Genomic DNA, 20,590 nt, shown 5'->3' on the forward strand with positions numbered 1-20,590 from the left:
GCCGCCCGCAGCACCGTGCCCCGCCCGTCATGCGCGGGCGGGGCACTCGGTACCGGTGCTCAGCGGTGCCTGAGCGGCGTCAGCTGCTCGATGTCGTAGCGCCGTCTCAGCGCCTCGATCGCCGCGTGGTCCGGCGGCCCCCCGTTCCCGAGGATCTCCAGCAACTCCTCGAAGTACCGCTCGTGGTCCGGGGGCGGGGACGACTGGAAGAACATCTTCGCCGGACCGTCCGTGGGGTTGGCGAAGGCGTGCGGGCAGCCCGGGGGCACCACGATGACCGTGCCCGGGGTGGCCCGCACCACCCGGTTGCCGGACCGGGACTCCCACCTCTGCCAGCGGTCGGGCGTCCGGACCCGCGGCTCGAACGCGAGGACGTCCAGTTCGCCCTCGAGCACGTAGAACAACTCCTCGCTGCGCGTGTGCACATGGGCGCCCACGTCGAAGCCGGGCGGCACCTCCACCTCGAAGGTGGAGGCCGTCCGCGAGTGCGAGCCGGTCACCTTGAACGTCACGCGCTGGGCGGCTGTCTCGACCACCTGGCCGTGGCCCGGCGGCACGAGCAGGCCGTCGCCCGCGGTGAGTTCGGGCTCCACGACCGCCGTGAGCCCGGGATCCCCGATCGCGGGCAGCGGCGGCTCGATCGTCGTCATCGGCGCTCACCACACCACGGGCAGGGCCTCGGGCCCGCGGATCAACGCGCCCTTCCTGAACGGCACCTGGTCCGGCGCCACCGCGAGCCGCAGCCCCGGCAGCCGGTCGAGGAGGGCGTCCACCAGCAGCTCGGACTCCATCCGGGCCAACTGGCCGCCGGGGCAGTAGTGCGGGCCGAAACCGAACGCCACGTGCGGGTTGGGGCTGCGCGAGAAGTCGATGCTCTCCGGGTCGGAGAAGACCTCCGGGTCGCGGTTGGCGGCCAGGTAGGACACGTAGATCGCGTCCCCCGCCCGGATCCGCACCCCCTTGATCTCCACGTCCTCCAGGGCGATCCGCGACAGCCCGACCGCGTTGCGGTGCGGGATGTAGCGCAGCAGCTCGTCGATGGCCTGCGGGCGGACCGACGCGTCGGCGCGCAGCCGGTCCGCCAGCTCGGGACGGGTCAGCAGCAGGTAGAACATCTGCCCGCTGTTGTTGGTGACCGCCTCGCCGCCGATCTGCAGGAGCACCGCGAGTCCCACGGCCTCGTCCACGGTGATCTCCCGACGCCCCACGGCGGCGCCCAGCAGGGAGGCGACGTCCTCGTCACCGCTGTCCACGCGCGCGTCGATCAGCTCCGTGAAGTACGCGCCCATCTCCTCCTTGGCCTGCTCGCTGACGTCGGCGCCGTGCGAGGAGGAGAGGATCAGCTGGGTCCAGGTGTGCATGCCGTGCCGGTCGGCCGCCGGGACGCCCATCAGTTCGCAGATCACCGCGATCGGGAAGGGGCTCAGCACCGCGCTGGTGAGATCGGCGGGCGGGCCGGCCGCGAGGAGTTCGTCGACCAGACCGTCCAGCATCCGCCGCGCGCTCTGTCGCACCCGCTCCACCCCCCGCGCCGTGAACGCGGGGGCGACCGAACGGCGCAGCCGGCTGTGGTCGGGCGGGTCCAGGAAGCCGACCGCGCCGCGGGACGGGATGAAGTGCGGGGCCAGCCGCGTGACCTGCCGGTCCATCACGGCCTCCCGGCTGAACCGGGTGTCGTTGGCGACCAGCCGCACGTCGTCCATGCGCGTCACCAGCCACGCCCAGCCCTCGCCGTTGGGCAGCTCGATGCGCGTGACCGGCCCCTCCTCCATCAGGTCGGCCAGCACCGGGTCGAAGTCGACGCCGATCAGGTCGAGCGCCGGCCAGTGCCGCACCGGGCACAGGTCCGCGACGGCCCCGCCGGGTTCGGTGAGCGTCTCCTCCGTCATGCCCCCTCCCCGGTCTGCCACTTGCCCAGGGACATCTCCGCGGTGATGCCGGGGCCGAACCCGGCGAGCAGCCCGCGCGCGCCGTCCTCCACGCCGCCCTCGTCGCACAGCCGGCGCAGCGCGTCCAGGACGACGGCGCTCGCGATGTTGCCGTACTCGGTGAGCGTGGAGCGGCTGAACCGGAACGCGTGCGGGTCGACCTCCAGGAACTTGCTGAGGTCGTCGAGGATGCGCGGACCGCCCGCGTGGATGACGTAGAAGTCGAGGTCGGAGGCGTCCCAGCCGTGCAGTCCCGCCAGGTCCTGGAGCGCCGGGGCGAGCGGCTCCATGGTGGCGGGCACCCGCTTGTCCAGCAGGAAGTGGAAGCCGGTCTCCCGGACTGCGTACGCGATCCAGTCCTCGGTCTTGGGGATCAGGTACGAGCCGTTGCGCTCCAGGCGGACGCCGGTGCCGCCGGTGCCGCGGACCACGGCGGCGGCGATGCCGTCGCCGAACAGGCCGTTGGACAGGAGCGAGCCGACGCCGAGGTCGGTGGGCTGGTAGCAAAGCGAGCAGAACTCGCAGGCCACGATGAGCGCGTTGGCCTCCGGGTAGGCCGTGCAGAAGTCGTGCGCACGGTTGATCGCCGCGCCGCCCGCCGCACAGCCCAGCTGGGCTATGGGTATCTGACGGGTGGTCGAGTCGAAGGCCATCTCGTTGATCAGCCACGCCGTGAGCGAGGGCATCATGAAGCCCGTGCACGAGACGTAGATGATCACGTCGATGTCGGTGGTGAGGAGTTCCGCGTCGTCGAGCGCCCGCTGGATGACCGCGGGGACCCGGGCCTTGGCCTCGCGCTCGTAGAGCTTGTTGCGCTCCTCGAAGCCCGGGTGCTTCAGGGTCTCCTCGATGGGCTGCACGATGTGGCGGGTTCGCACGCCGGTGTTCTCGATCAGCCGGAGGGCCAGCGCGAGTTGCGGGTGGTCCGCGTGCCGGGAGCGAGCGAGCTCCAGCGTTTCCTCCATGGTGATCACGTGCTCTGGGACGGACACCGAGGGCCTGCACAAAGTCGCCATGATCCGTGCCTGCTTTCGCCTTCCGGAGGGCCGGGAGCCCCCCGGTCAGAGGGTGGTGCACCCAGAAGGGTGGTCCACCCACGATCACCCGGGAGAGCGACGATCTCGCGCCGGACTACTCCAATCCGGGGACGGCGGGGTGGGACCGCATGGCCCCGGCGGCCTCGCGGACACGGCCGCGGCGGCGGACACGGCGACAGGAAAACCGCTGGTCACAGGCGTCGGCCGACAGGCCCGGGCGGCACGCGGTGACCGCGCCCGCGCGTCGCTCGGCGACGGCACGATGATCGGGGACGCGCGCGCCGTGGGCGGCCCGCGGCGAGCGGGACGGCGCGGCACACGCCGGGGCAGGGGCGTCCGGGCGGTCGACTCGCGCGGGGACGGCGGACGCGGCGTGGGCGGTGAGGGTGTGAGATGAGGTGGGCTGCCGCTGGTGCCGCTGGTGCCGCTGGTGCCGCTGGTGCCGCTGGTGCCGCTGGTGCCGCTGGTGCCGCTGGTGCGGCCTGCGGCGCGGCTCGGGCCGGCGCGGCAGCCGGGGGAGGGAAGGCACGCGCGGGAGGTGCGGTGCGCGCGGCGGGCGATACGGCGCTCGGTCCCGCGCCGCGGATGCGAAGCCGTTCGGCCCGAAGCCGTTCGTCCCGATGCCGTCGGTGCGGGGCGTTCAGCCCGACGCCGCCCCGCTGCTGTGCGCGATGCAGGCCACGTCGATCCGGTCGGCCAGCTTGGCCAGCTCGATGGTCAGGGCGGCGACCGTGTCCTCGTCGAGCCCCTCCTGCCCGGTCTCCACCAGCCGCAGCCACCGGCCGCCCAGCGTCCGCAGCAGCTTGCTCACATCGGCCGCGGCCACCTGCAAGGTACCGCGGTCGTCGACGATCAGAGGGAGTGTCACTTCGCGGTTCACGACAGCGATCGTAGCCGCGGAAGCCTCACGCTCCGTGCCATACCGTCGTGATGTTGCAGAACTCGCGGATTCCGTGCCCGGACAGCTCACGCCCGTACCCCGACCGCTTCACTCCGCCGAACGGGAACGCCGGATGCGAGGCGGTCATCCCGTTCACGTACACCCCGCCCGCCTCCAGGTCCCGTACGAAGCGGTCGACCTCGTCCCCGTCCCGCGTCCACACGTTCGAACTGAGCCCGAAGGACGAGTCGTTGGCGATCAGCACCGCCTCGTCCAGGTCGGCGGCGCGGTAGAGCGTGGCGACCGGGCCGAAGGCCTCCTCGCGGTGGATGCGCATCTCACGGGTGATGCCGGCGAGCACGGTCGGCGGGTAGTACCAGCCGGGGCCGCCGGGCCGTTCGCCGCCGCACAGCACCTCCGCCCCGCTGCGCCGGGCGTCGTCGACCAGCTCCTCCAGGTCGGCCCGGCCCCGCTCGCTGGCGAGCGGCCCGACCTCGGTGTCCTCCAGCATCGGGTCGCCCGTCCTCAGGGCCCGCATGCCGGCCACGAACCGCTCGGCGAAGGCGTCGTAGACGTCCGTGTGCACGATGAACCGCTTGGCCGCGATGCAGGACTGCCCGTTGTTCTGCACCCGCGCGGTCACCGCGACCTCGGCGGCCCGGTCGATGTCGGCCGACGGCATCACGACGAACGGGTCGCTGCCGCCCAGCTCCAGCACCGTCTTCTTGACCATCTCCCCGGCGGTGGACGCCACGGCCCGCCCCGCCGGTTCGCTGCCGGTCAGCGTGGCCGCCTTCACCCGCTCGTCGCGCAGGATGTCGTCGACCGCGCCGGAACCGATCAGCAGGGTCTGGAAGCAGCCCTCGGTGAAGCCCGCCCGGTGGAACAGGTCCTCCAGGTACAGGGCGGTCTGCGGCACGTTCGAGGCGTGCTTGAGCAGGCCGACGTTCCCGGCCATCAGCGCGGGCGCCGCGAACCGTACGACCTGCCACAGCGGGAAGTTCCACGGCATCACCGCGAGCACAGGACCCAGCGGCCGGTAGCGGACCAGGGCCCGTGAGGCGCCGGAGTCCTTCATGTCGGCGGCGGCCGGTTCCTCGTCGGCGAGCAGTCCCTCCGCGTGCTCGGCGTACCAGCGCATCGCCTTGGCGCACTTGGCGGCCTCCGCGCGCGCCTGCTCGACCGGCTTGCCCATCTCGGTGGTCATCACCCGGCCGATCTCCTGCCGGTCCTCGTCGAGCAGCTCCGCTGCGCTGTTCATCAGGCGGGCCCGCTCGGCGAAGGACGTCGTCCGGTACGTGCGGAAGGTGGCCTCGGCGAGCTGGAGCCGGCGCTCGACCTCCTCCTCGCCCATGGCCTCGTACGTCTTGATCGTCTCGCCGGTGGCCGGGTTCACCGTGGCGATGGACATGGCTGACCTCCCTCGGGAGCGGGCTGTGCTTCGACCTTCGCGCGCCGCGCTGCCCGCCGCAACGCGTGCGGCCCTCGTCAGAGCGAGTGCTCAGCCAGTCGGTCGAGAAACGCGCTCTGGGCGGTGACGATCACCTCACGGGCGCGGTCGAGGCCGAGCCACGCCACACGGTCCAGCTCGGGGAACTCCTGGGTCCGCCCCGAGCGCGGGGGCCACTCCATCGTGAACGTGCCCGGGACGACCGCCGCCGGGTCGAGGTCGCCCTCGACCGCCCAGACGGTCACGGTCTTGCCGCCCGCTTGCCGGACCTCGCCGAGCGGTACCGCCTCGCCGTCCGGCGGAGCGACGCCCAGTTCCTCGCGGAACTCTCGCCGGGCGGCGCTCAGGGCGGGTTCGTCCGGCGCGTACTCGCCCTTGGGCACGGTCCAGGCGCCCGCCTCGCGACGGGACCAGAACGGTCCGCCCATGTGGCCGAGCAGGACCTCCAGGCCGGTGCCGTCCGCGCCGGTGCGCCGGAAGCCGTCCGCGCCGGCATGCGGGGAGCCTTCCGCGTCGGCGCGCGGGAGCCCGTCCGCGCCGGTGCGCCGGAAGAGGAGCAGCCCGGCGCTGCGCCTGCTCCGCCCGCCCCCTCCCTCGTTCACGGCCGTACCTCCGGGTGCGCGGCCAGCAGCGTCCGGACGGTGTCGGCGTCCTCGGGGCGTTTGTCCTCGCGGTAGCGCACGACCCGGGCGAAGCGCAGGGTGACGCCCGCCGGATAGCGCGTGGAGCGCTGCAGGCCGTCGTAGGCGATCTCGACGACCAGTTCGGGGCGTACGACCACGCCCCACCCCTTCTCCTCGACGGCCAGCGCCCGCAGCCGCTCGGTCTGCCAGGCCAGCATGGCGTCTGTCATTCCCTTGAACGTCTTGCCGAGCATGGCGAAGCCGCCGTCGGGGGTCAGGGCGCCCAGGTGCAGGTTGGACAGCCTGCCGGTGCGGCGGCCGTGCCCCCACTCGGCGGCCAGCACCACCAGGTCGAGCGTGTGGACGGGCTTCACCTTCAGCCAGGACGCCCCGCGCCGGCCCGCGCTGTAGGGGGCGTCGAGCGCCTTGACGACCACGCCCTCGTGCCCCCGCTCCAGGCTCCGGGCCAGGAACTCCTCCGCCCGGGCGGTGTCCTCGGGCCCGGCGACCAGCGTCCGCCTCACCCGCATCGGCTCCGGGACCAGCCGGGCCAGCTCGGCGTGCCGCTCGGCGAACGGCAGGTCGAGCAGGTCACGGTCGCCGACCGAGAGCGCGTCGAAGAAGACCGGGGACACCGGCACCGCCTCGGCGGCCGTGGCCACGTCCAGCCGGGAGCCGACGCGTCCGGCGGTCTCCTGGAAGGAACGCGGCCGGCCCTCGGGAGTGAAGGAGAGCACCTCCCCGTCCAGGACGAACCGTTCGCCCGGCAGCCCGAGCACCGCCGCGCCGACCTCCGGCAGCCGGGCCGTGATGTCGTCCAGCGTGCGGGTGTGGATCCGGACGCTGTCGCCGTCCCGGTGCACCTGGACCCGGATCCCGTCCAGCTTCTCCTCCACGGCGCAGGCGCCCAGCTTCTCCACCGCCTGGGCGACCGAGGAGGCGCTGTGCGCGAGCATCGGCAGCACCGGACGGCCTACGGTGAGCCGGAAGCGCTCCAGCGCCGGCGGGCCCTCCGAGAGCAGGGCCTGCGCCACCGCCTGCAGGGAACCGGCCAGCATCACCGCCCGCCGTACGTCCGCCGCCGGGGCGCCCGTCGCCGCGGCCAGCCCCTCGACCGCGACCGCGTCCAGCGCGCCCTGGCGGACCTCGCCGGTCAGCAGCCCCAGCAGGAACCGCTGCTCGTCCTGTGTCGCCGCGCCCATCAACTCCCCGACCATCCGGGAGCGCTCGGCCTGCGACCCGGCGCCGGAGACCTTGCCCAGCTCGCTCAGCCGGGCGTCGACCTCCCGCACGGTGAGCGAGGGCTCGGCGGCCGGAGGGACGCGGTGGCCGAGCACCTTCCACCCCACGCCGAGCCGTCCCTGCGGGAGTCTGCCCGCGAGATACGGGATGACGACCGGCACGTCCTCCGCCGCCGCCTCCCGGAACAACTCCGCCAGCAGGGCGGTCTTGCGGGACCGTGCGGAGGAGGCGGCGACCTCCTGTGACACCTGTGCGAGCCGGGCGAGCAACATGCAGCCATGGTGCACCGCGACGGACACCCGCACACCCCCGCCCCGGCGGCGCGGCGGGCGGAGGGGCATGTGCGGGTCGTGGCCGGCCCGGGCGGGGCCGTGATCGTCCGCCGCGACCAGCGCCTACGCCTTCGCCGGCTGCGGTGTCCCCGCCACCTCAGGTGCGTCCGCCGCCTCGATCGCCGCGTCCAGGTCGGCGAACACGAGCTCGCCGTTGATCGCCACCCCGGCGCGGTAGCCCCGGCTGGCCGCGTTGATCACCTGCTCGGCGAAGCCGCTGGCGTTCCCGGCCGCCCACAGGCCCGGAACCGTCGTCAGGCCCCGCTCGTCGATCACCGGGTAGGCGCCGAAGGGTGTCTCGCGCAGTTCGGCGCCCAGCCGCAGCAGGAGCTCGTTGCGTGGCACCGCACGCGGCGCGACGAACAGGACCTGGCGGGCGTGCGTCGTCCCGTCCGCGAGCCGCACCCCGGTCAGCCGGCCGTCCTCGACGACCGCTTCCGCCACCTCGCCCGGCACGACGCCGACGCCTGCCGCCGCGAGCCTGCGCAGGTCGGTGTCGGACAGCTCGTCCTCGGCGACCTGGTGCAGGAACAGCGTGACGTCCTTGGACCACTGGCTCACCATCAGCGCCTGGTGCACGCTCATCGGGGTCGTGGCGAGCACGCCGAAGGCCTGGTCGCGGACCTCCCAGCCGTGGCAGTAGGGGCAGTGCAGCACGTCCTCGCCGAACCGTTCGGCCACGCCCGGGAGCGTGGGCAGTTCGTCCCGCAGCCCGGTGGCGACGACCAGGTGCCGGGCGTGGACGGTACGGCCGCTCGCCAGGGTCACGTCGAACCCGCCGTCCACGTCCCGGGCGGCGTCCACCGCCCGGTCCCGGACGAGCCCGACCCCGTACCGCGCGATCTCCTCCCGGCCGGTGGCCAGGAACTCGGCCGGTGACATACCGTCCCGGGTCAGGAAACCCTGCATGTGCGCGGCGGGCGCGTTGCGCGGCTCGCCCGCGTCGACGACCAGCGTGCGCCGCCGGGCCCGGCCGAGCACCAGCGCGGCGGACAGCCCGGCCGCACCGCCGCCGACGACGACCACTTCGTACCCTTCGGTTCCGCGTCCCTCGGTTCCGCCTCCCTGGGCTCCGGGGCCCTCGGTGCGGTCGGTCTTCTCGGTCATGGTGACCACCTCCCTCTCGGGCACGACAGTCGCCCGAACCCTGCGGGATTGACAAATGCGTTTGCCGATTCTGCAATACAGGTATGACGACGGACGACGTACTGGCGGGCGTGGGACCGAGGCTGCGGCGGATCCGCAAGGAGCGGGAGGTGACTCTGGTGGCCCTGGCGGAGACGACCGGCATCTCCGTCAGCACCCTCTCGCGGCTGGAGTCGGGCCTGCGCAAGCCCAGCCTGGAACTGCTGCTGCCGATCGCGCAGGCCCACCAGGTGCCGCTCGACGAGCTGGTGGGTGTGGGGCCGGTCGGGGACCCCCGGGTGCGGGCGAAGCCGATCGTGCGCGGGGGGCGTACCTACTGGCCGCTGACCCGGCAGCCCGGCGGGTTGCAGGCGTACAAGGTGCTCGAACCGCGGCGCAAGGAGGAACCGGTGCCGCGGAGCCACGAGGGGTACGAGTGGCTGTACGTGCTCTCCGGGAAGCTGCGGATCGTGCTGGGCGACCACGACGTGGTGCTCTCTGCGGGGGAGGCGGCGGAGTTCGACACGCGCGTGCCGCACTGGTTCGGGTCGACGGGGGAGGGGCCGGTGGAGTTCCTGAGCCTGTTCGGCCCGCAGGGCGAGCGGATGCACGTGCGGGCGCGGCCCTCACGGCGCGGCGCGACCGGTGAAGGCGACTGAGGTTCCCTGTTCCCCTGAGGGCAAGCGACCGCTTAGTATGCCGTCGACCGGACGGACGACGCAGTGCGGTGGAGGCGGCGCATGCAGGCATGGCGAGTGCACGAGAACGGCGAGCCGAGCGAGGTGATGCGCCTGGAGGAGACCGAGCGGCCCACGCCCGGTGACGGCCAGGTCCTGCTCGCGGTACGGGCCGCCAACATCAACTTCCCGGACGCCCTGCTGTGCCGGGGCCAGTACCAGGTCCGGCCCCCGCTGCCCTTCACCCCCGGCGTGGAGATCTGCGGCGAGACCGAGGACGGACGCAGGGTCCTCGCCAACCCGGCGCTGCCCCACGGCGGCTTCGCCGAGTACGCCGTGGCCGCGGCCGACGCGCTGCTGCCGGCCCCGGAGGCACTGGACGACGCCGAGGCCGCGGCCCTGCACATCGGCTACCAGACGGGCTGGTTCGGCCTGCACCGCCGGGCCCGTCTCCAGGCCGGTGAGACTCTGCTGGTCCACGCCGCGGCCGGCGGTGTCGGCAGCGCGGCCGTGCAGCTCGGCAAGGCGGCGGGCGCCACGGTCATCGGCGTCGTCGGCGGCCCCCGCAAGGCGGCGGTGGCCCGGGAGCTGGGCTGCGACGTCGTCGTCGACCGGCGCGGCGAGGACGTCGTCGCGGCCGTCAAGGAGGCCACCGGCGGCCGGGGCGCCGACGTGGTCTACGACCCGGTCGGCGGTGAGGCGTACGCCCAGTCCGCCAAGGTCGTCGCCTTCGAGGGCCGGATCGTCGTCGTCGGCTTCGCGGGCGGCACCATCCCGAGCCCGGCCCTGAACCACGCCCTCGTCAAGAACTACTCGATCCTCGGCCTGCACTGGGGCCTCTACAACACCAAGAACCCCAAGCTCGTCCAGGACTGCCACGAGCAGCTCACCGAGCTGGCCGCCCGGGGCGCGATCAAGCCGCTGGTGAGCGAGCGGGTGCCGCTGAGCGGTGCCGCGGACGCCGTGCAGCGGGTCGCCGACGGCGCCACCACCGGGCGCGTCACGGTGGTGCCCGCACCGGAGAACGGAGCCGCCCTGTGAGCCGCGCCGATCGCCGCCCCGAGACCGGCGGCCGCCCCCTCGACGCGGACGGACTGCGCCGCCGCACCCGGGAGTTGCTCGCCGCGCATCTGCCCCGGGACACCGACCGCCTCGCCTTCCTCCAGGCCCGCTTCGACGCCGGGCTGGCCTGGGTGCACTTCCCCGAGGGCCTCGGCGGACTCGGCGCGCCCCGCTCCCTGCAGGCCGTGGTGGACGCCGAACTGGAGGCCGCCGGCGCCCCCGACAACGACCCGCGCCGGATCGGCATCGGCCTCGGCATGGCCGCCCCGACCATCCTGCTCTACGGCACCGAAGAACAGAAGCGGCGGTTCCTGCGGCCCCTGTGGACCGGCGAGGAAGTCTGGTGCCAGCTGTTCAGCGAGCCCGGCGCCGGCTCCGACCTGGCCGCCCTCGGGACCCGAGCCGTCCGCGACGGCACGGGGGACTGGGTGGTCGACGGGCAGAAGGTGTGGACCTCCAGCGCCCACCTCGCCCGCTGGGCCATCCTCATCGCCCGCACCGACCCCGGCCTGCCCAAACACCAGGGCATCACCTACTTCCTGTGCGACATGACCGACCCCGGCGTCGAGGTCAGGCCGCTGCGCCAGATCACCGGCGAGGCCGAGTTCAACGAGGTCTTCCTGACCGGCGTCCGTATCCCCGACTCCCACCGACTCGGCGAAGCGGGCGACGGCTGGCGGGTCGCGCAGACCACCCTGATGAACGAACGCGTCTCCATCGGCGGCATGCGGCTGCCCCGCGAGGGCGGCATGATCGGCCCGGTCGCCAGGACCTGGCGCGAACGCCCGCAGCTGCGTACCCACGACCTGCACCGGCGGCTGCTGGAACTGTGGGTGGAGGCCGAGGTCGCCCGCCTCACCGCGGAGCGGCTGCGCCAGCAGCTCGTCGCCGGCCAGCCCGGCCCCGAGGGCTCCGGCATGAAGCTCGCCTTCGCCCGCCTCAACCAGGAGATCAGCGGCCTGGAGGTGGAACTGCGCGGTGAGGAGGGGCTGTTGTACGACGACTGGACCATGCGCCGCCCGGAACTGGTCGACTTCACCGGCCGCGACGCCGGCTACCGCTACCTGCGGTCCAAGGGGAACAGCATCGAGGGCGGGACCAGCGAGGTCCTGCTGAACATCGTCGCCGAGCGCGTGCTGGGCCTGCCCGCCGAACCGCGCACCGACAAGGACGTCGCCTGGAAGGACCTGGCCCGATGAGCACCCAGCCGGACCTCCTGCACTCCGCGGAGGAAGAGGCGCTGCGCGCCGCCGTACGCGACCTGCTCACCGATCACTGCCGGCCGGCGGACGTGATCGCGCGGGTGGAATCGCCGGCCCCGCACGACCTGCCCCTGTGGAAGACGCTCGCCGGCGGCATGGGCCTCGCGGGCCTGCTGGTGCCCGAGGAGCTGGGCGGCCAGGGGGCCACCCACCGCGAGGCCGCCGTCGTCGCGGAGGAACTGGGCCGCGCGGTCGCGCCCGTGCCCTACCTCACGAGCGCCGTCGTGGCCACGGAGGCGCTGCTGGCCTGCGGCGCGGACGACCTGGTGACCGAGCTGGCCTCGGCCACGTCCATCGGGGTGCTCGCCGTCGGGCTGCACACCGCGCCGGGCGCCCCCTACCCCGTCGTACGACGGGAGAACGGCACCCTGCACGGAGAGCTGACCGCCGTCGCCGACGCGACCACCGCCGACGTGCTGCTCGTGCCCGCCGACGACGGAGGCCTGTACGCGGTCGCGTCGTCCGCCGCGACCGTCACCGGGCTAGTCTCCCTGGACCTGACGCGCCCGGTGGCACGCGTGCGGCTGGACGGGGCCGAGGGCCGCCGCCTCGGCGACGCCGAACCCGCCGTGCGCCGCGCCCTGCGCGCCGGAGCGGGACTGCTCGCTGCCGAACAACTCGGCCTCGCGGACTGGGCGTTGACGCAGACCGTGCGCCATCTGAAGGAGCGCAAGCAGTTCAACCGGCCCGTCGGCGGCTTCCAGGCGCTCAAGCACCGGCTCGCCCAGCTGTGGCTGGAGGTCGTCAACCTCCGCGCCGCCGCGCGCAACGCGGCCGACGCGCTCGCCCGGGACGAGGACGCCGACGTCGCGGTCGCCGTCGCCCAGGCCTACGCGGCGCCCGTCGCCGTGCACGCCGCCGAAGAGGCGGTCCAGTTGCACGGCGGCATCGGGATGACCTGGGAGCACCCGGCCCACCTCTACCTGAAGCGGGCCAAGGCGGACTCGATCGCGTACGGCACCGCGGGCGTCCACCGCGACGCGCTGGCCTGCCTGGTCGACCTGCCGGCGCCCCCGCCCTCCGGCCCCAGGCCCTGACAGCCCCAAGAGGCCCGCACCCTTGAGGGCGCGGGCCTCCGCCGTGCCTGCCGTCCCTGAATGAACGCATGCGGACCATCCGGCCAACTCGGCGCTGGGCCAGACGTGTTGAGCGTCTGTCGCGCGCATACTCCCCTGAGGACCCGTACGTCCCTCAAGGGAGGCAGAGCAGCATGGCCCTCACCACCCGTCGCAGAGCCCTCACCACTCTCGGCGCCGCCCTCGCGGGCACCGTGGCGCTGCCCGCCGTGCAGGCCGTCGCGCAGCCCGTCCCGGCCGCCGCCGGAGAGCGGCGGTGCGGCCCGCGCCCGCTCCGGCGCGCCCACGCCCACAACGACTACGAGCACCCGCGGCCCCTGCTGGACGCGCTCGACCACCGCTTCGGCAGCGTGGAAGCCGACATCTACCTCGTGGACGGCGAGCTCCTGGTCGCCCACGACCCGGTCGACCTCGACCCGAGGCGCACCCTCGAAGCCCTCTACCTCGACCCGCTGGCCGCCCGGGTCCGCGCCCACCACGGCTCCGTCTACCGGGGCCGGCGCGAGCCCCTGCAACTCCTGATCGACATCAAGACGGAGGGTGCCGCCACCTACCTCGCGCTCGACCGGCACCTGGCCCGCCACCGCCACCTGTTCACCACGTACGCGCACGGCCGAGTCCACCCGGGCCCGGTCACCGCCGTCGTCTCCGGCGACCGGGGGGCCCGCGCGCCCATGGAGGCGCAGACGGTACGCCGGGCCTTCTACGACGGCAGGCTCACCGACCTCGGCAGCACCGCTCCCGCCTCGTTCGCCCCGCTGACCAGCGACAACTGGATCTCGAACTTCACCTGGGCGGGGGCCGGGCCTTTCCCGGACGCCGAACGGCGCACCCTGCGGCGCATCGTGGGCCAGGCGCACGCCCACGGTCAGAGGGTGCGGTTCTGGGCCACCCCGGACGCGCCCGGAGCGGCCCGTGACGCTGTCTGGACCGAACTGCTCGCCGCCGGCGTCGACCACCTCAACACCGACGACCTCGCCGGCCTGGAGGCCTTCCTGGACGCCCACGACGACCGGAGCGGCCGGCGCTGAGCCGGTCCTGAGCCCACCGCAGAACCACACGTTCGGCGGACACGTCAGCCGCCCGGACGAACTCTCCGCTACGCCACACTTGCGGCCGAAAGCCGCGAAGTGGGCGTGGCGGAGGAGGTTCACGATGACTATTTCCATCTCTGTGGTGCTGTTGCTCGCGATCCTGGCGATCATCTTCGTGCGCAACGGCGCGCTGAAGTTCTCGCACGCTCTCGTCTGCGGCCTCCTCGGCTTCTTCCTGGCCTGCTCCAGCATGGCCCCCACCATCCACCAGGGCCTGGCGGCCACCGCCGAGATCGTCAGCAGCCTGCGGCCCTGAGGCCCGTACGCGCAGGCGTCGGACGGGCGAGGCGGACAGGCGCGCGCCTGGCCGGCCCCGCGCGCCTCACGAGCCGGGGAACACCCCGATCCCGTTCGCGACGGCCCGCTCGACGCCTCCGCTCGGATGGTTGAGCACGCTCACCTTCGTCCCGCCGGATTTCCGGGCGACCAGCGTGCTGGAGCCGCCGCCGTCCAGGCTGAAGCCCTCCGTCGCCCCCAGATCGCGCAGCGCGGCGGCGACTTCGGTGAGGGTCAGACCACTGCGGTACTCGGACGCACCGTCGAGGGCCAGGAGCAGCAGACGGTGCCCGCCGTCCGTGATGCCTGCGGCGGTGCGCACGGCCGGCGTCGTGCCGTCGAGACCGGGCAGCGCGGCACCCCGGCGCAGCACCGGAAAGCCCCCGACCGCGAACGTGTACGCCACGCCGGAGGCCGCCGTCAGGCGGTGCTCGACGGTCACCGACTCGCCGATGGACAGCTTACGCAGGTGCTGCGCACCCGTCTCCCGGCCCACCAGCACCGTGGTGCCCGCGGGGACGGCTCCGCTGCCGGGCGCGCCGGCCCTGGCGACCACCCGGCCGCCCCTGACCGTCACCTCGTACGTGTCCGTACTGCACGCAGCGGCGCGGTCCGAGTCCGTACCGCACACGGCACGGGCCCGGGAGAGGCCGCCCCAGTCGGAGGTGTACGCGCCGATCGAACCGACCGGCAGCGCGTACTGGTTGAACCCGCCGAGCTTCAGCCGCCCTTCGGGTGTGGTCACCGAGCCGGACAGGGTCAGCCGGTCGAGGCGGGCCGTGCGGTCCGCGTCCACCCCGAGGACGTCCTCGGTGCTCGTGCCGGGCGGCAGGGCGGGGCCGAACCGCTGCCCGCGCGGCACGGCGGCCTTCAGCGCCCTCCCGTCCGCGATCTCCGGGCCGACCGCCGCGCCGGTCGCCGGGACACCCGGATGCTGGGTCTCGGTGATGTCGAAGAAGTCGCCGTTGATGCCCGCGAGCGCTCCCTGGGTGTCGGCGAGCCGGGACACCGTGCCGCGCGCCGCCACCGCGTCCGGATGCAACAGGCCCACGTGGACGTGCTTGTTGTTCAGGTCGACGCCGACCAGGTGGACGCGGACCCGCCCGTGGGCCGCGGCGAGGTCGAAGTCGCGGTACTCGACACCCGGCGCGATCTCCTCGGCACGTTGCGCGCCACCGGCCGGTGCCGCCGCTCCCACAAGGGCCGTTCCCGCCAGTGTGCCGGCGGCGAGGAGAACGGTCAGCACCGTTCTGCACCGCCCGGCCCGACGCGTCGTCACAACTCCCGCAGTGTTCACCGTGCCCCCTGATGCCTCGTCAACTCGGTTCGGACTCAGGGAGGAAGTGCAGCAGAAGCCCGTGCCCGGGGCGGTGTCCGTGCGCCGACGACTCGGCGACGGACGGGAAAACGCACTCCTTCGGGTGTCAGCGGTGCCCGAGCACGTTGACGACGAGGCCGGCCGGGTCCCGGACGAAGAACCGCCGTACGCCCCACTCCTCGTCGGTGAGCGGGTGGACGATCTCCGCGCCGCGCTCGCGCAGCGCCGCGTGGGCGGCGTCGACGTCGTCGACCTCGACGCTCAGGTCGGGCGCGACGGGAGCCGTCCGGTCCGCGCCCATGAAGCTGATCTGCGCGGCGGGGTTCACCGTGGACGCGAGCGTCCTGATCCAGCCGTGGTCCATGACCTCCTCGAAGCCCAGCAGCCCGTAGAAGTCCGCGCTCTCCTCCATGGCCTCGGACCGGACGTTGGGTACGACACGGCGGACTTGCATCGGGCGGCTCCGGTGATCGCGCGGATGCCGCGCGCGGGCCGGTTCCGCGGGGGCGGTAGGGTCCGCCGGCGCGGACGGACGCGGTCAGCGTAGCGAAGCGGCGCGGGTGTCAGTGGCCGTCCGCCAGTGATTGTTCGGCCCACACGGTCTTGCCCGTCGCCGTGTAGCGGATTCCCCAGGCCCGGGCCAGTCGGGCGGCGATGAACAGGCCGCGTCCGCCCTCGTCGGCGGTGCGGGCGTGGCGCAGGTGAGGGGCGGCCTGGCCGGCGTCGCGCACCTCGCAGGTGAGCGTGCGGTCGTGGATCAGGCGGAGTTCGATGGGCGGGCTCCCGTAGCGCAGGGCGTTGGTGACGAACTCGCTGATGATGACCTGTGTGTTGTACGCGGTCTCGTCGTCCACGCCCCACTCGGTGAGCTGCCTGCGCGCGCGGGCGCGGGCGGTCCCCACCGCCGCGCTGTCGCCGCCGAGCCGCCAGCAGGCGAACGCGCCGGGCGGGAAGGACCGGGTGCGGGCGACGATCACCGCGGCGTCGCCCGCCCCCAGGCCGTCCGGGAGGGCGTAGACGACGGCGTCGCACAACTCCTGCAACGGCCGGTCGGCGTAGTCCGGGGCCGCCCGCAGCGGCCGGGAGGAGTCCGCCAGGTAGGCGGTGACCAGGGGGTCGCTGGTGAAGACCAGCACGCTCCCGGCGGGCACGTCGAACTCGGCGGTCGCGAACGGCGCGTCCTGCGCCGCGCCCAGGGGCGGCCCGCTCGGGGTGTCGGGGATACCGACGGTGTGGTCGGGCCGGATCACGACGGGCGCCAGCTCGCCGGCCGCCGCCGTCACGCAGGTACCGGTCAGCGGATCGTGGACGGCGTACACGCAGTTGGCGGTGAGCGCCTCCCGGCGCAGCGGATCGCCCAGCGGCAGATGCGCGCGCTCGAACGCCAGCTCGGACGCTGTGTCGTGCAGGCGGGCCAGCAACTCGTCGGGCGGCAGGTCGAACGCCGACAGCGACCTGAGCGCCGTACGCAGCTGGCCCATGCTGGCCGCCGCGTTCACCCCCCGGCCCGAGACGTTCCCGACCACGAGTGCGGTGCGGGCGCCGGACAGGGCGACGGTGTCGTACCAGGCGCCCGGGTCGGCACCGGTGACCGACAGGTAGGCGGTCTCCAGCGAGGCGTGCGACTCGGGGCGGCGGGGCAGCAACTGGCGCTGGACCGTCGCGGCGACGGTGTGCTCACGGACGAAACGCCGGGCGTTGTCGATGCACAGGGCCGTGTGGGCGGCGACCTCGACCGCGAGCCGGTGGTCGTCCGCGTCGAACGGCGGCGACTCGCCCGACCGGTACAGACTGACCAGCCCCAGCACCGTGTCACGCAGGGCCAGGGGCACCGCGAGCAGCGTGTGGGCGTCCGAGGAACGCACGGCCTCCATGCGCGGCGGGTCGGCCGGCATCCACTCGTCCCCCGGACGCAGTGGGACGATGCGGGGGCGCAGGTCGGTCAGGGCCTGCGTGAAGGGCGTGGGCGCCGGCAGCCGCCGCACGTCGCCGACCGGGTGCGCCTGCGGCGGATGCGTGGTGCCGCTGCGGAAGGCGGTGCGCATCAACGGCGTGCCCGGCGGCAGCGGAGCGGGCGGGGGCTCGTCGCCCCGGATCACCGATTCCACCACCTCCACGACCGCGATGTCCGCGAACTCGGGGACCACGGCCGCGACCAGCTCGTCGCCGGTCACCACCGGGTCCAGGGTCCGCCCGACCCGTCGCAGCACCGCGTCGAGGACCCGGGAGCGGGCTCGGACCCGTTCGCGTTCGGTGACGTCGACCGCGGTGACCGCGAGACCGAGCACGTCGCCGCCACGGCCCTCCAGACGCAGGGCGGTCGTCTCGAAGCAGCGCTCCTCGGGCGGCTCCCCTTCGACGCGTGCCCCCACGAGCCGCTGAAACAGGGGCTCGCCGGTCTCCAGCACCTCGCGCAGAGCGGTCTCCATGTCGTTGTCCTCGACCATGCGGTAGACGTCCCGGATCGGCCGCCCGGCCAGGTCGTCCGGGGCCTCCCCCCGCACGAGGGGTGCCGCGGTGTTCAGCCGCACCACCCGCAGCTCGGGGTCCAGGAGATGCAGCCCGACCGGTGAGCTGGTGAAAAGCGCCTCCAGCATGGCGGCCGGGGTCTTCTCCACAGGTCGTCCGGGGTCTCCGTACGCCACTGGGGCCTCCTTCGGCCGCGCCCGTCCGTCCGCTCGCCCCGCGCCCGGGGGCATGCCCCGGGTGCTGGCTTCCAGCGTGCTCCGCGCGGGGGCCCACCGCACGCGCAGCGCGGGAGCGGACCGCCGGCCCCCGGGGCGACGGGGTGAGAGCCGGTGGGTCCGGGGGTGGCCGGGCGCGGACCGGGTGGGGACGGTGGACCCGGGGGTGGCCGGGTGCGGGCTAGGCTGGGCGGGGACGGTGGGCTCGGGGTGCTCGGGTGCGGACCGCTGGGCCCGGGGAGGGGGGAGCCGGAGGCGGGCCGGCGGATCCTACGGCGGCCGGGGGCTGCGCGGGCGGGTGGGCGGCCGGTGTCAGTCGAAGTTGACCATTCTCAGGTAGCGGACCCAGTCCCAGTGCGGTCCGGGATCGGTGTGGTCGGTGCCCGGTACCTCGTAGTGCCCGATGATGTGCGCACGGTCTTTGGGGATCCCGTACCGGTCGCAGATCGCCGAGGTGAGCCGGGCCGACTGCTCGTACAGCGCGTCGGTGAAGTACGCGGGCCTGTCCACCCACCCTTCGTGCTCGATGCCGATGCTGTGGGTGTTGTAGTCCCAGTTGCCCGCGTGCCACGCGATGTCCGACTCGCGGACGCACTGCGCGACGTGCCCGTCGGCGGAGCGGACGAGGTAGTGCGCGGAGACCTTCTTCGCCGGGTTCTGGAAGATGGCCAGTGTGTTGGCGTAGGTCTCCTGGGTGACGTGGATGATCACTCGGTCGAGGGAGTAGCTGGTGGGCCGGTCGGAGGCCGTGTAGTTGGAGCTGGAGGCCGGCTGCCATTCGGCGGGCGGGTAGTCGGCGGTCCGGGGCACGGACCGGGGCCGGGGGTGCGCCGTGGCGCGGGAGGCGGGGAGTAAGGCGGCGGGGACGGCGGCGAGGGCGGCGCCCTTCAGGATGCGCCGTCGGCTGGGCTGGGATCCGGCCCGGTCCATGGGCGAGGACCTTTCTCGTGTGGGGGCTGTCCGTGTGGGGGGATCTCGCTCTTCGTGGGGTTCTGCGGGTGCGTGGAGGGATGTCCGTCGGTGGCGGTGAGTCTCGCGCACGGCCGGGCGCTCCGTGCGGAGCCCGGCCCTTGTGTCCGGTTGGTGTCGCACACCACGGCAACGGGGGTGCGACCGGGTGGGTGCGGTGCGCCGTCGTCCGCCCGTGCACGGCGCCTCGCGTGAATCACGGTACGGCGCCGACGGGTTGGGCAGAAGGGCACGGCAAGGATCCGTGGACGGGCGGCGGATTGTGGACAACTCGACCACTCGGACGAGTGAACTGCGCCAGGTTTCAGAGGCGTTCGGCCACTGCCGCGGGGTCGTCGAGAACGGCTCGGACCACCGCGTGCGCGGCGCCCAGCAGCGGCCCCTCGGGGCCGAACCGCGAGACGGACACCGGACAGGCCGGTCCCGCGGTGCGCCGGTCCAGCTCGGCCTCCAGCGCGGGCAGCAGCCAGGGAGCGAGTCCGGCCAGCGCCCCGCCGAGCACGACGGCCTGCGGATCGAGCAGGTTGACCGCGCCGGTCAGCGCGACGCCGAGTGCCCGGCCGGCGTCGCGCAGGGCCCGCCGCACGCCGGCGTCGCCCGCGGCGGCGCGGCCGGCGAGCAGCCCGACCCGCCCCTCGCCCGCTGCCAGCCCGGCGGCCCGCAGCACGGCCTCCTCGCCCGCGTACTGCTCCAGGCAGCCCCGGCCGCCGCACGGGCACGCGGGTCCCTCCGGTTCGACCGGCACATGCCCCAGCTCGCCGGCGAAGCCACGGGTTCCGCGCAGCAGCCGCCCGTCGACCACCAGCGCGGCGCCGATGCCGATCTCCGCGGACACGTGCAGGAAATCCTGCGGTGTGTGCTCGCCGAGCCAGAGTTCGGCCAGAGCGCCGAAGTTCGCCTCGTTGTCCACGGTCAGGGCGTACGCGTCGGGCATCAGGGCGCCGAGGTCGGTGTCGTGCCAGTCCAGGTTGGGGGCGCGGACGACCGTACGGCCGTCCCGTGCGACCAGACCGGGCACGGCGACGGCGAGCCCCGCCGGCCACAGGCCCTGCCGCTCCGCCTCGGCGACCACCTGGGATATCAGCGCGGTGAGATCCTCGGTCACCGGTCGCGGGGCGCGCCCCCGGTTCGTGCCGTGCCGCACGGCCCGGGCCCTGACCTGCCCGCGCAGGTCGACCACGCAGGCCGCGAGGTGGTCGACGCCGACCTCGGCGCCGATCCCGGCCGGGCCGCGCCCGCTGACGGCGAGCGCCGAGCCGGGGCGGCCCACCCGGCCGGGCCGCTCGGGCCCCAGTTCCTCCAGGAGGCCGGAGCGGACGAGTTCGTCGACCAGCGTCGACACCGCCGCACGGGTCAGCCCGATGCGTGAGGCGACCGCGGCCCGCGACAGCGGCCCTTCGGCGCTGACGGTGTGCAGGACCCGGGCGAGGTTGCGGCGGCGCATGCCCTGCTGCGTGTCGGACAGCGCACGTCCCGGACCGGTCGGGCGGGGATCGTTCAGCGGTGCGGTCATGCCTCCGTCGTCCTCGGTCCGTGTCCGGCGGCGGGGCCTCGG

At 74.0% G+C, this 20,590-nt stretch carries 18 protein-coding genes and 1 pseudogene; 6 read left to right on the plus strand and 13 right to left on the minus strand.

From position 1 onward, the window contains the following. Positions 1–59: 59 nt before the first annotated feature. The 8 genes and pseudogenes from ACFC02_RS01105 to ACFC02_RS01140 form a co-directional block, all read right to left on the minus strand. A complete protein-coding gene (locus ACFC02_RS01105; protein WP_376350409.1) occupies positions 60–650 on the minus strand; it encodes a cupin domain-containing protein in 591 nt (196 codons plus the stop codon). A gap of 6 nt (positions 651–656) precedes the next feature. After that, positions 657–1,889, minus strand: a complete 1,233-nt coding sequence (locus tag ACFC02_RS01110) for a cytochrome P450 (RefSeq protein WP_376350412.1) — start codon at positions 1,887–1,889, stop codon at positions 657–659. Continuing rightward, a pseudogene (locus ACFC02_RS01115) lies at positions 1,886–2,953 on the minus strand (type III polyketide synthase); the annotation flags it as partial. The gene ACFC02_RS01110 and the pseudogene ACFC02_RS01115, both read right to left, overlap by 4 nt. Positions 2,954–3,605: 652 nt before the next feature. Further along, entirely contained in the window at positions 3,606–3,845 is a 240-nt protein-coding gene (locus tag ACFC02_RS01120; RefSeq protein WP_360970300.1) for a DUF6213 family protein, read from the minus strand. Between the two features lie 25 nt (positions 3,846–3,870). Further along, on the minus strand, positions 3,871–5,256 hold the full coding sequence (locus ACFC02_RS01125; protein ID WP_376350416.1) for an NADP-dependent succinic semialdehyde dehydrogenase: 1,386 nt from the start codon (positions 5,254–5,256) through the stop codon (positions 3,871–3,873). Between the two features lie 77 nt (positions 5,257–5,333). Beyond that, positions 5,334–5,744, minus strand: a complete 411-nt coding sequence (locus ACFC02_RS01130; protein ID WP_360970534.1) for an NUDIX domain-containing protein — start codon at positions 5,742–5,744, stop codon at positions 5,334–5,336. A gap of 149 nt (positions 5,745–5,893) precedes the next feature. Next, positions 5,894–7,432, minus strand: coding sequence for an ATP-dependent DNA ligase (locus tag ACFC02_RS01135; protein ID WP_376350419.1), 1,539 nt, complete (start codon positions 7,430–7,432; stop codon positions 5,894–5,896). Between the two features lie 123 nt (positions 7,433–7,555). After that, positions 7,556–8,599, minus strand: coding sequence for an NAD(P)/FAD-dependent oxidoreductase (locus ACFC02_RS01140; RefSeq protein WP_376350422.1), 1,044 nt, complete (start codon positions 8,597–8,599; stop codon positions 7,556–7,558). 83 nt (positions 8,600–8,682) lie between these two features. On the opposite strand from ACFC02_RS01140, the gene ACFC02_RS01145 reads away from it, so the two are divergent. The 6 genes from ACFC02_RS01145 (at position 8,683) to ACFC02_RS01170 (ending at position 14,044) form a co-directional block, all read left to right on the plus strand. Beyond that, entirely contained in the window at positions 8,683–9,276 is a 594-nt protein-coding gene (locus ACFC02_RS01145) for a helix-turn-helix domain-containing protein (protein ID WP_376350425.1), read from the plus strand. Between the two features lie 81 nt (positions 9,277–9,357). Further along, complete coding sequence (locus ACFC02_RS01150; protein WP_376350428.1) at positions 9,358–10,335, plus strand: NADPH:quinone oxidoreductase family protein; 978 nt, start codon at positions 9,358–9,360, stop codon at positions 10,333–10,335. Further along, positions 10,332–11,555 carry an acyl-CoA dehydrogenase family protein gene (locus ACFC02_RS01155; RefSeq protein ID WP_376350430.1) on the plus strand — a complete coding sequence of 408 codons (1,224 nt, stop codon included), beginning with the start codon at positions 10,332–10,334 and terminating at the stop codon, positions 11,553–11,555. The genes ACFC02_RS01150 and ACFC02_RS01155 overlap by 4 nt, the downstream gene beginning before the upstream one ends. Next, on the plus strand, positions 11,552–12,655 hold the full coding sequence (locus ACFC02_RS01160) for an acyl-CoA dehydrogenase family protein (RefSeq protein ID WP_376350433.1): 1,104 nt from the start codon (positions 11,552–11,554) through the stop codon (positions 12,653–12,655). The genes ACFC02_RS01155 and ACFC02_RS01160 overlap by 4 nt, the downstream gene beginning before the upstream one ends. A 173-nt stretch (positions 12,656–12,828) precedes the next feature. After that, entirely contained in the window at positions 12,829–13,725 is an 897-nt protein-coding gene (locus tag ACFC02_RS01165) for a phosphatidylinositol-specific phospholipase C/glycerophosphodiester phosphodiesterase family protein (protein ID WP_376350435.1), read from the plus strand. A gap of 124 nt (positions 13,726–13,849) precedes the next feature. After that, positions 13,850–14,044 carry a hypothetical protein gene (locus ACFC02_RS01170; protein ID WP_376350437.1) on the plus strand — a complete coding sequence of 65 codons (195 nt, stop codon included), beginning with the start codon at positions 13,850–13,852 and terminating at the stop codon, positions 14,042–14,044. Positions 14,045–14,110: 66 nt separating this feature from the next. Here ACFC02_RS01170 and ACFC02_RS01175 read toward each other — a convergent pair whose 3' ends face one another. The 5 genes from ACFC02_RS01175 to ACFC02_RS01195 all read right to left on the minus strand — a co-directional run bounded on the left by ACFC02_RS01175 (position 14,111) and on the right by ACFC02_RS01195 (position 20,548). Next, on the minus strand, positions 14,111–15,310 hold the full coding sequence (locus tag ACFC02_RS01175) for a phosphodiester glycosidase family protein (protein ID WP_376350439.1): 1,200 nt from the start codon (positions 15,308–15,310) through the stop codon (positions 14,111–14,113). Positions 15,311–15,488: 178 nt separating this feature from the next. Next, on the minus strand, positions 15,489–15,836 hold the full coding sequence (locus ACFC02_RS01180) for a VOC family protein (RefSeq protein ID WP_376350441.1): 348 nt from the start codon (positions 15,834–15,836) through the stop codon (positions 15,489–15,491). A gap of 109 nt (positions 15,837–15,945) precedes the next feature. After that, complete coding sequence (locus ACFC02_RS01185) at positions 15,946–18,027, minus strand: SpoIIE family protein phosphatase (protein WP_376350442.1); 2,082 nt, start codon at positions 18,025–18,027, stop codon at positions 15,946–15,948. A 351-nt stretch (positions 18,028–18,378) separates the two neighbouring features. Next, on the minus strand, positions 18,379–18,996 hold the full coding sequence (locus ACFC02_RS01190; protein WP_376350445.1) for an N-acetylmuramoyl-L-alanine amidase: 618 nt from the start codon (positions 18,994–18,996) through the stop codon (positions 18,379–18,381). A gap of 343 nt (positions 18,997–19,339) precedes the next feature. Next, positions 19,340–20,548 (minus strand): ROK family protein, encoded by a 1,209-nt coding sequence (locus tag ACFC02_RS01195; RefSeq protein ID WP_376350446.1) that lies wholly within the window; start codon positions 20,546–20,548, stop codon positions 19,340–19,342. Positions 20,549–20,590: the final 42 nt, after the last annotated feature.

It is taken from the genome of Streptomyces sp. NPDC056160 (assembly GCF_042268205.1).
GTDB lineage: Bacteria > Actinomycetota > Actinomycetes > Streptomycetales > Streptomycetaceae > Streptomyces.

Bases quoted from the DNA above. Each gene is read 5' to 3' on its own strand.
- ACFC02_RS01105 (WP_376350409.1), bottom strand. From the start codon at position 650: ATGACGACGATCGAGCCGCCGCTGCCCGCGATCGGGGATCCCGGGCTC.
- ACFC02_RS01110 (WP_376350412.1), bottom strand. From the start codon at position 1,889: ATGACGGAGGAGACGCTCACCGAACCCGGCGGGGCCGTCGCGGACCTG.
- ACFC02_RS01125 (WP_376350416.1), bottom strand. From the start codon at position 5,256: ATGTCCATCGCCACGGTGAACCCGGCCACCGGCGAGACGATCAAGACG.
- ACFC02_RS01135 (WP_376350419.1), bottom strand. From the start codon at position 7,432: ATGTTGCTCGCCCGGCTCGCACAGGTGTCACAGGAGGTCGCCGCCTCC.
- ACFC02_RS01140 (WP_376350422.1), bottom strand. From the start codon at position 8,599: ATGACCGAGAAGACCGACCGCACCGAGGGCCCCGGAGCCCAGGGAGGC.
- ACFC02_RS01145 (WP_376350425.1), top strand. From the start codon at position 8,683: ATGACGACGGACGACGTACTGGCGGGCGTGGGACCGAGGCTGCGGCGG.
- ACFC02_RS01150 (WP_376350428.1), top strand. From the start codon at position 9,358: ATGCAGGCATGGCGAGTGCACGAGAACGGCGAGCCGAGCGAGGTGATG.
- ACFC02_RS01160 (WP_376350433.1), top strand. From the start codon at position 11,552: ATGAGCACCCAGCCGGACCTCCTGCACTCCGCGGAGGAAGAGGCGCTG.
- ACFC02_RS01165 (WP_376350435.1), top strand. From the start codon at position 12,829: ATGGCCCTCACCACCCGTCGCAGAGCCCTCACCACTCTCGGCGCCGCC.
- ACFC02_RS01170 (WP_376350437.1), top strand. From the start codon at position 13,850: ATGACTATTTCCATCTCTGTGGTGCTGTTGCTCGCGATCCTGGCGATC.
- ACFC02_RS01180 (WP_376350441.1), bottom strand. From the start codon at position 15,836: ATGCAAGTCCGCCGTGTCGTACCCAACGTCCGGTCCGAGGCCATGGAG.
- ACFC02_RS01190 (WP_376350445.1), bottom strand. From the start codon at position 18,996: ATGGACCGGGCCGGATCCCAGCCCAGCCGACGGCGCATCCTGAAGGGC.
- ACFC02_RS01195 (WP_376350446.1), bottom strand. From the start codon at position 20,548: ATGACCGCACCGCTGAACGATCCCCGCCCGACCGGTCCGGGACGTGCG.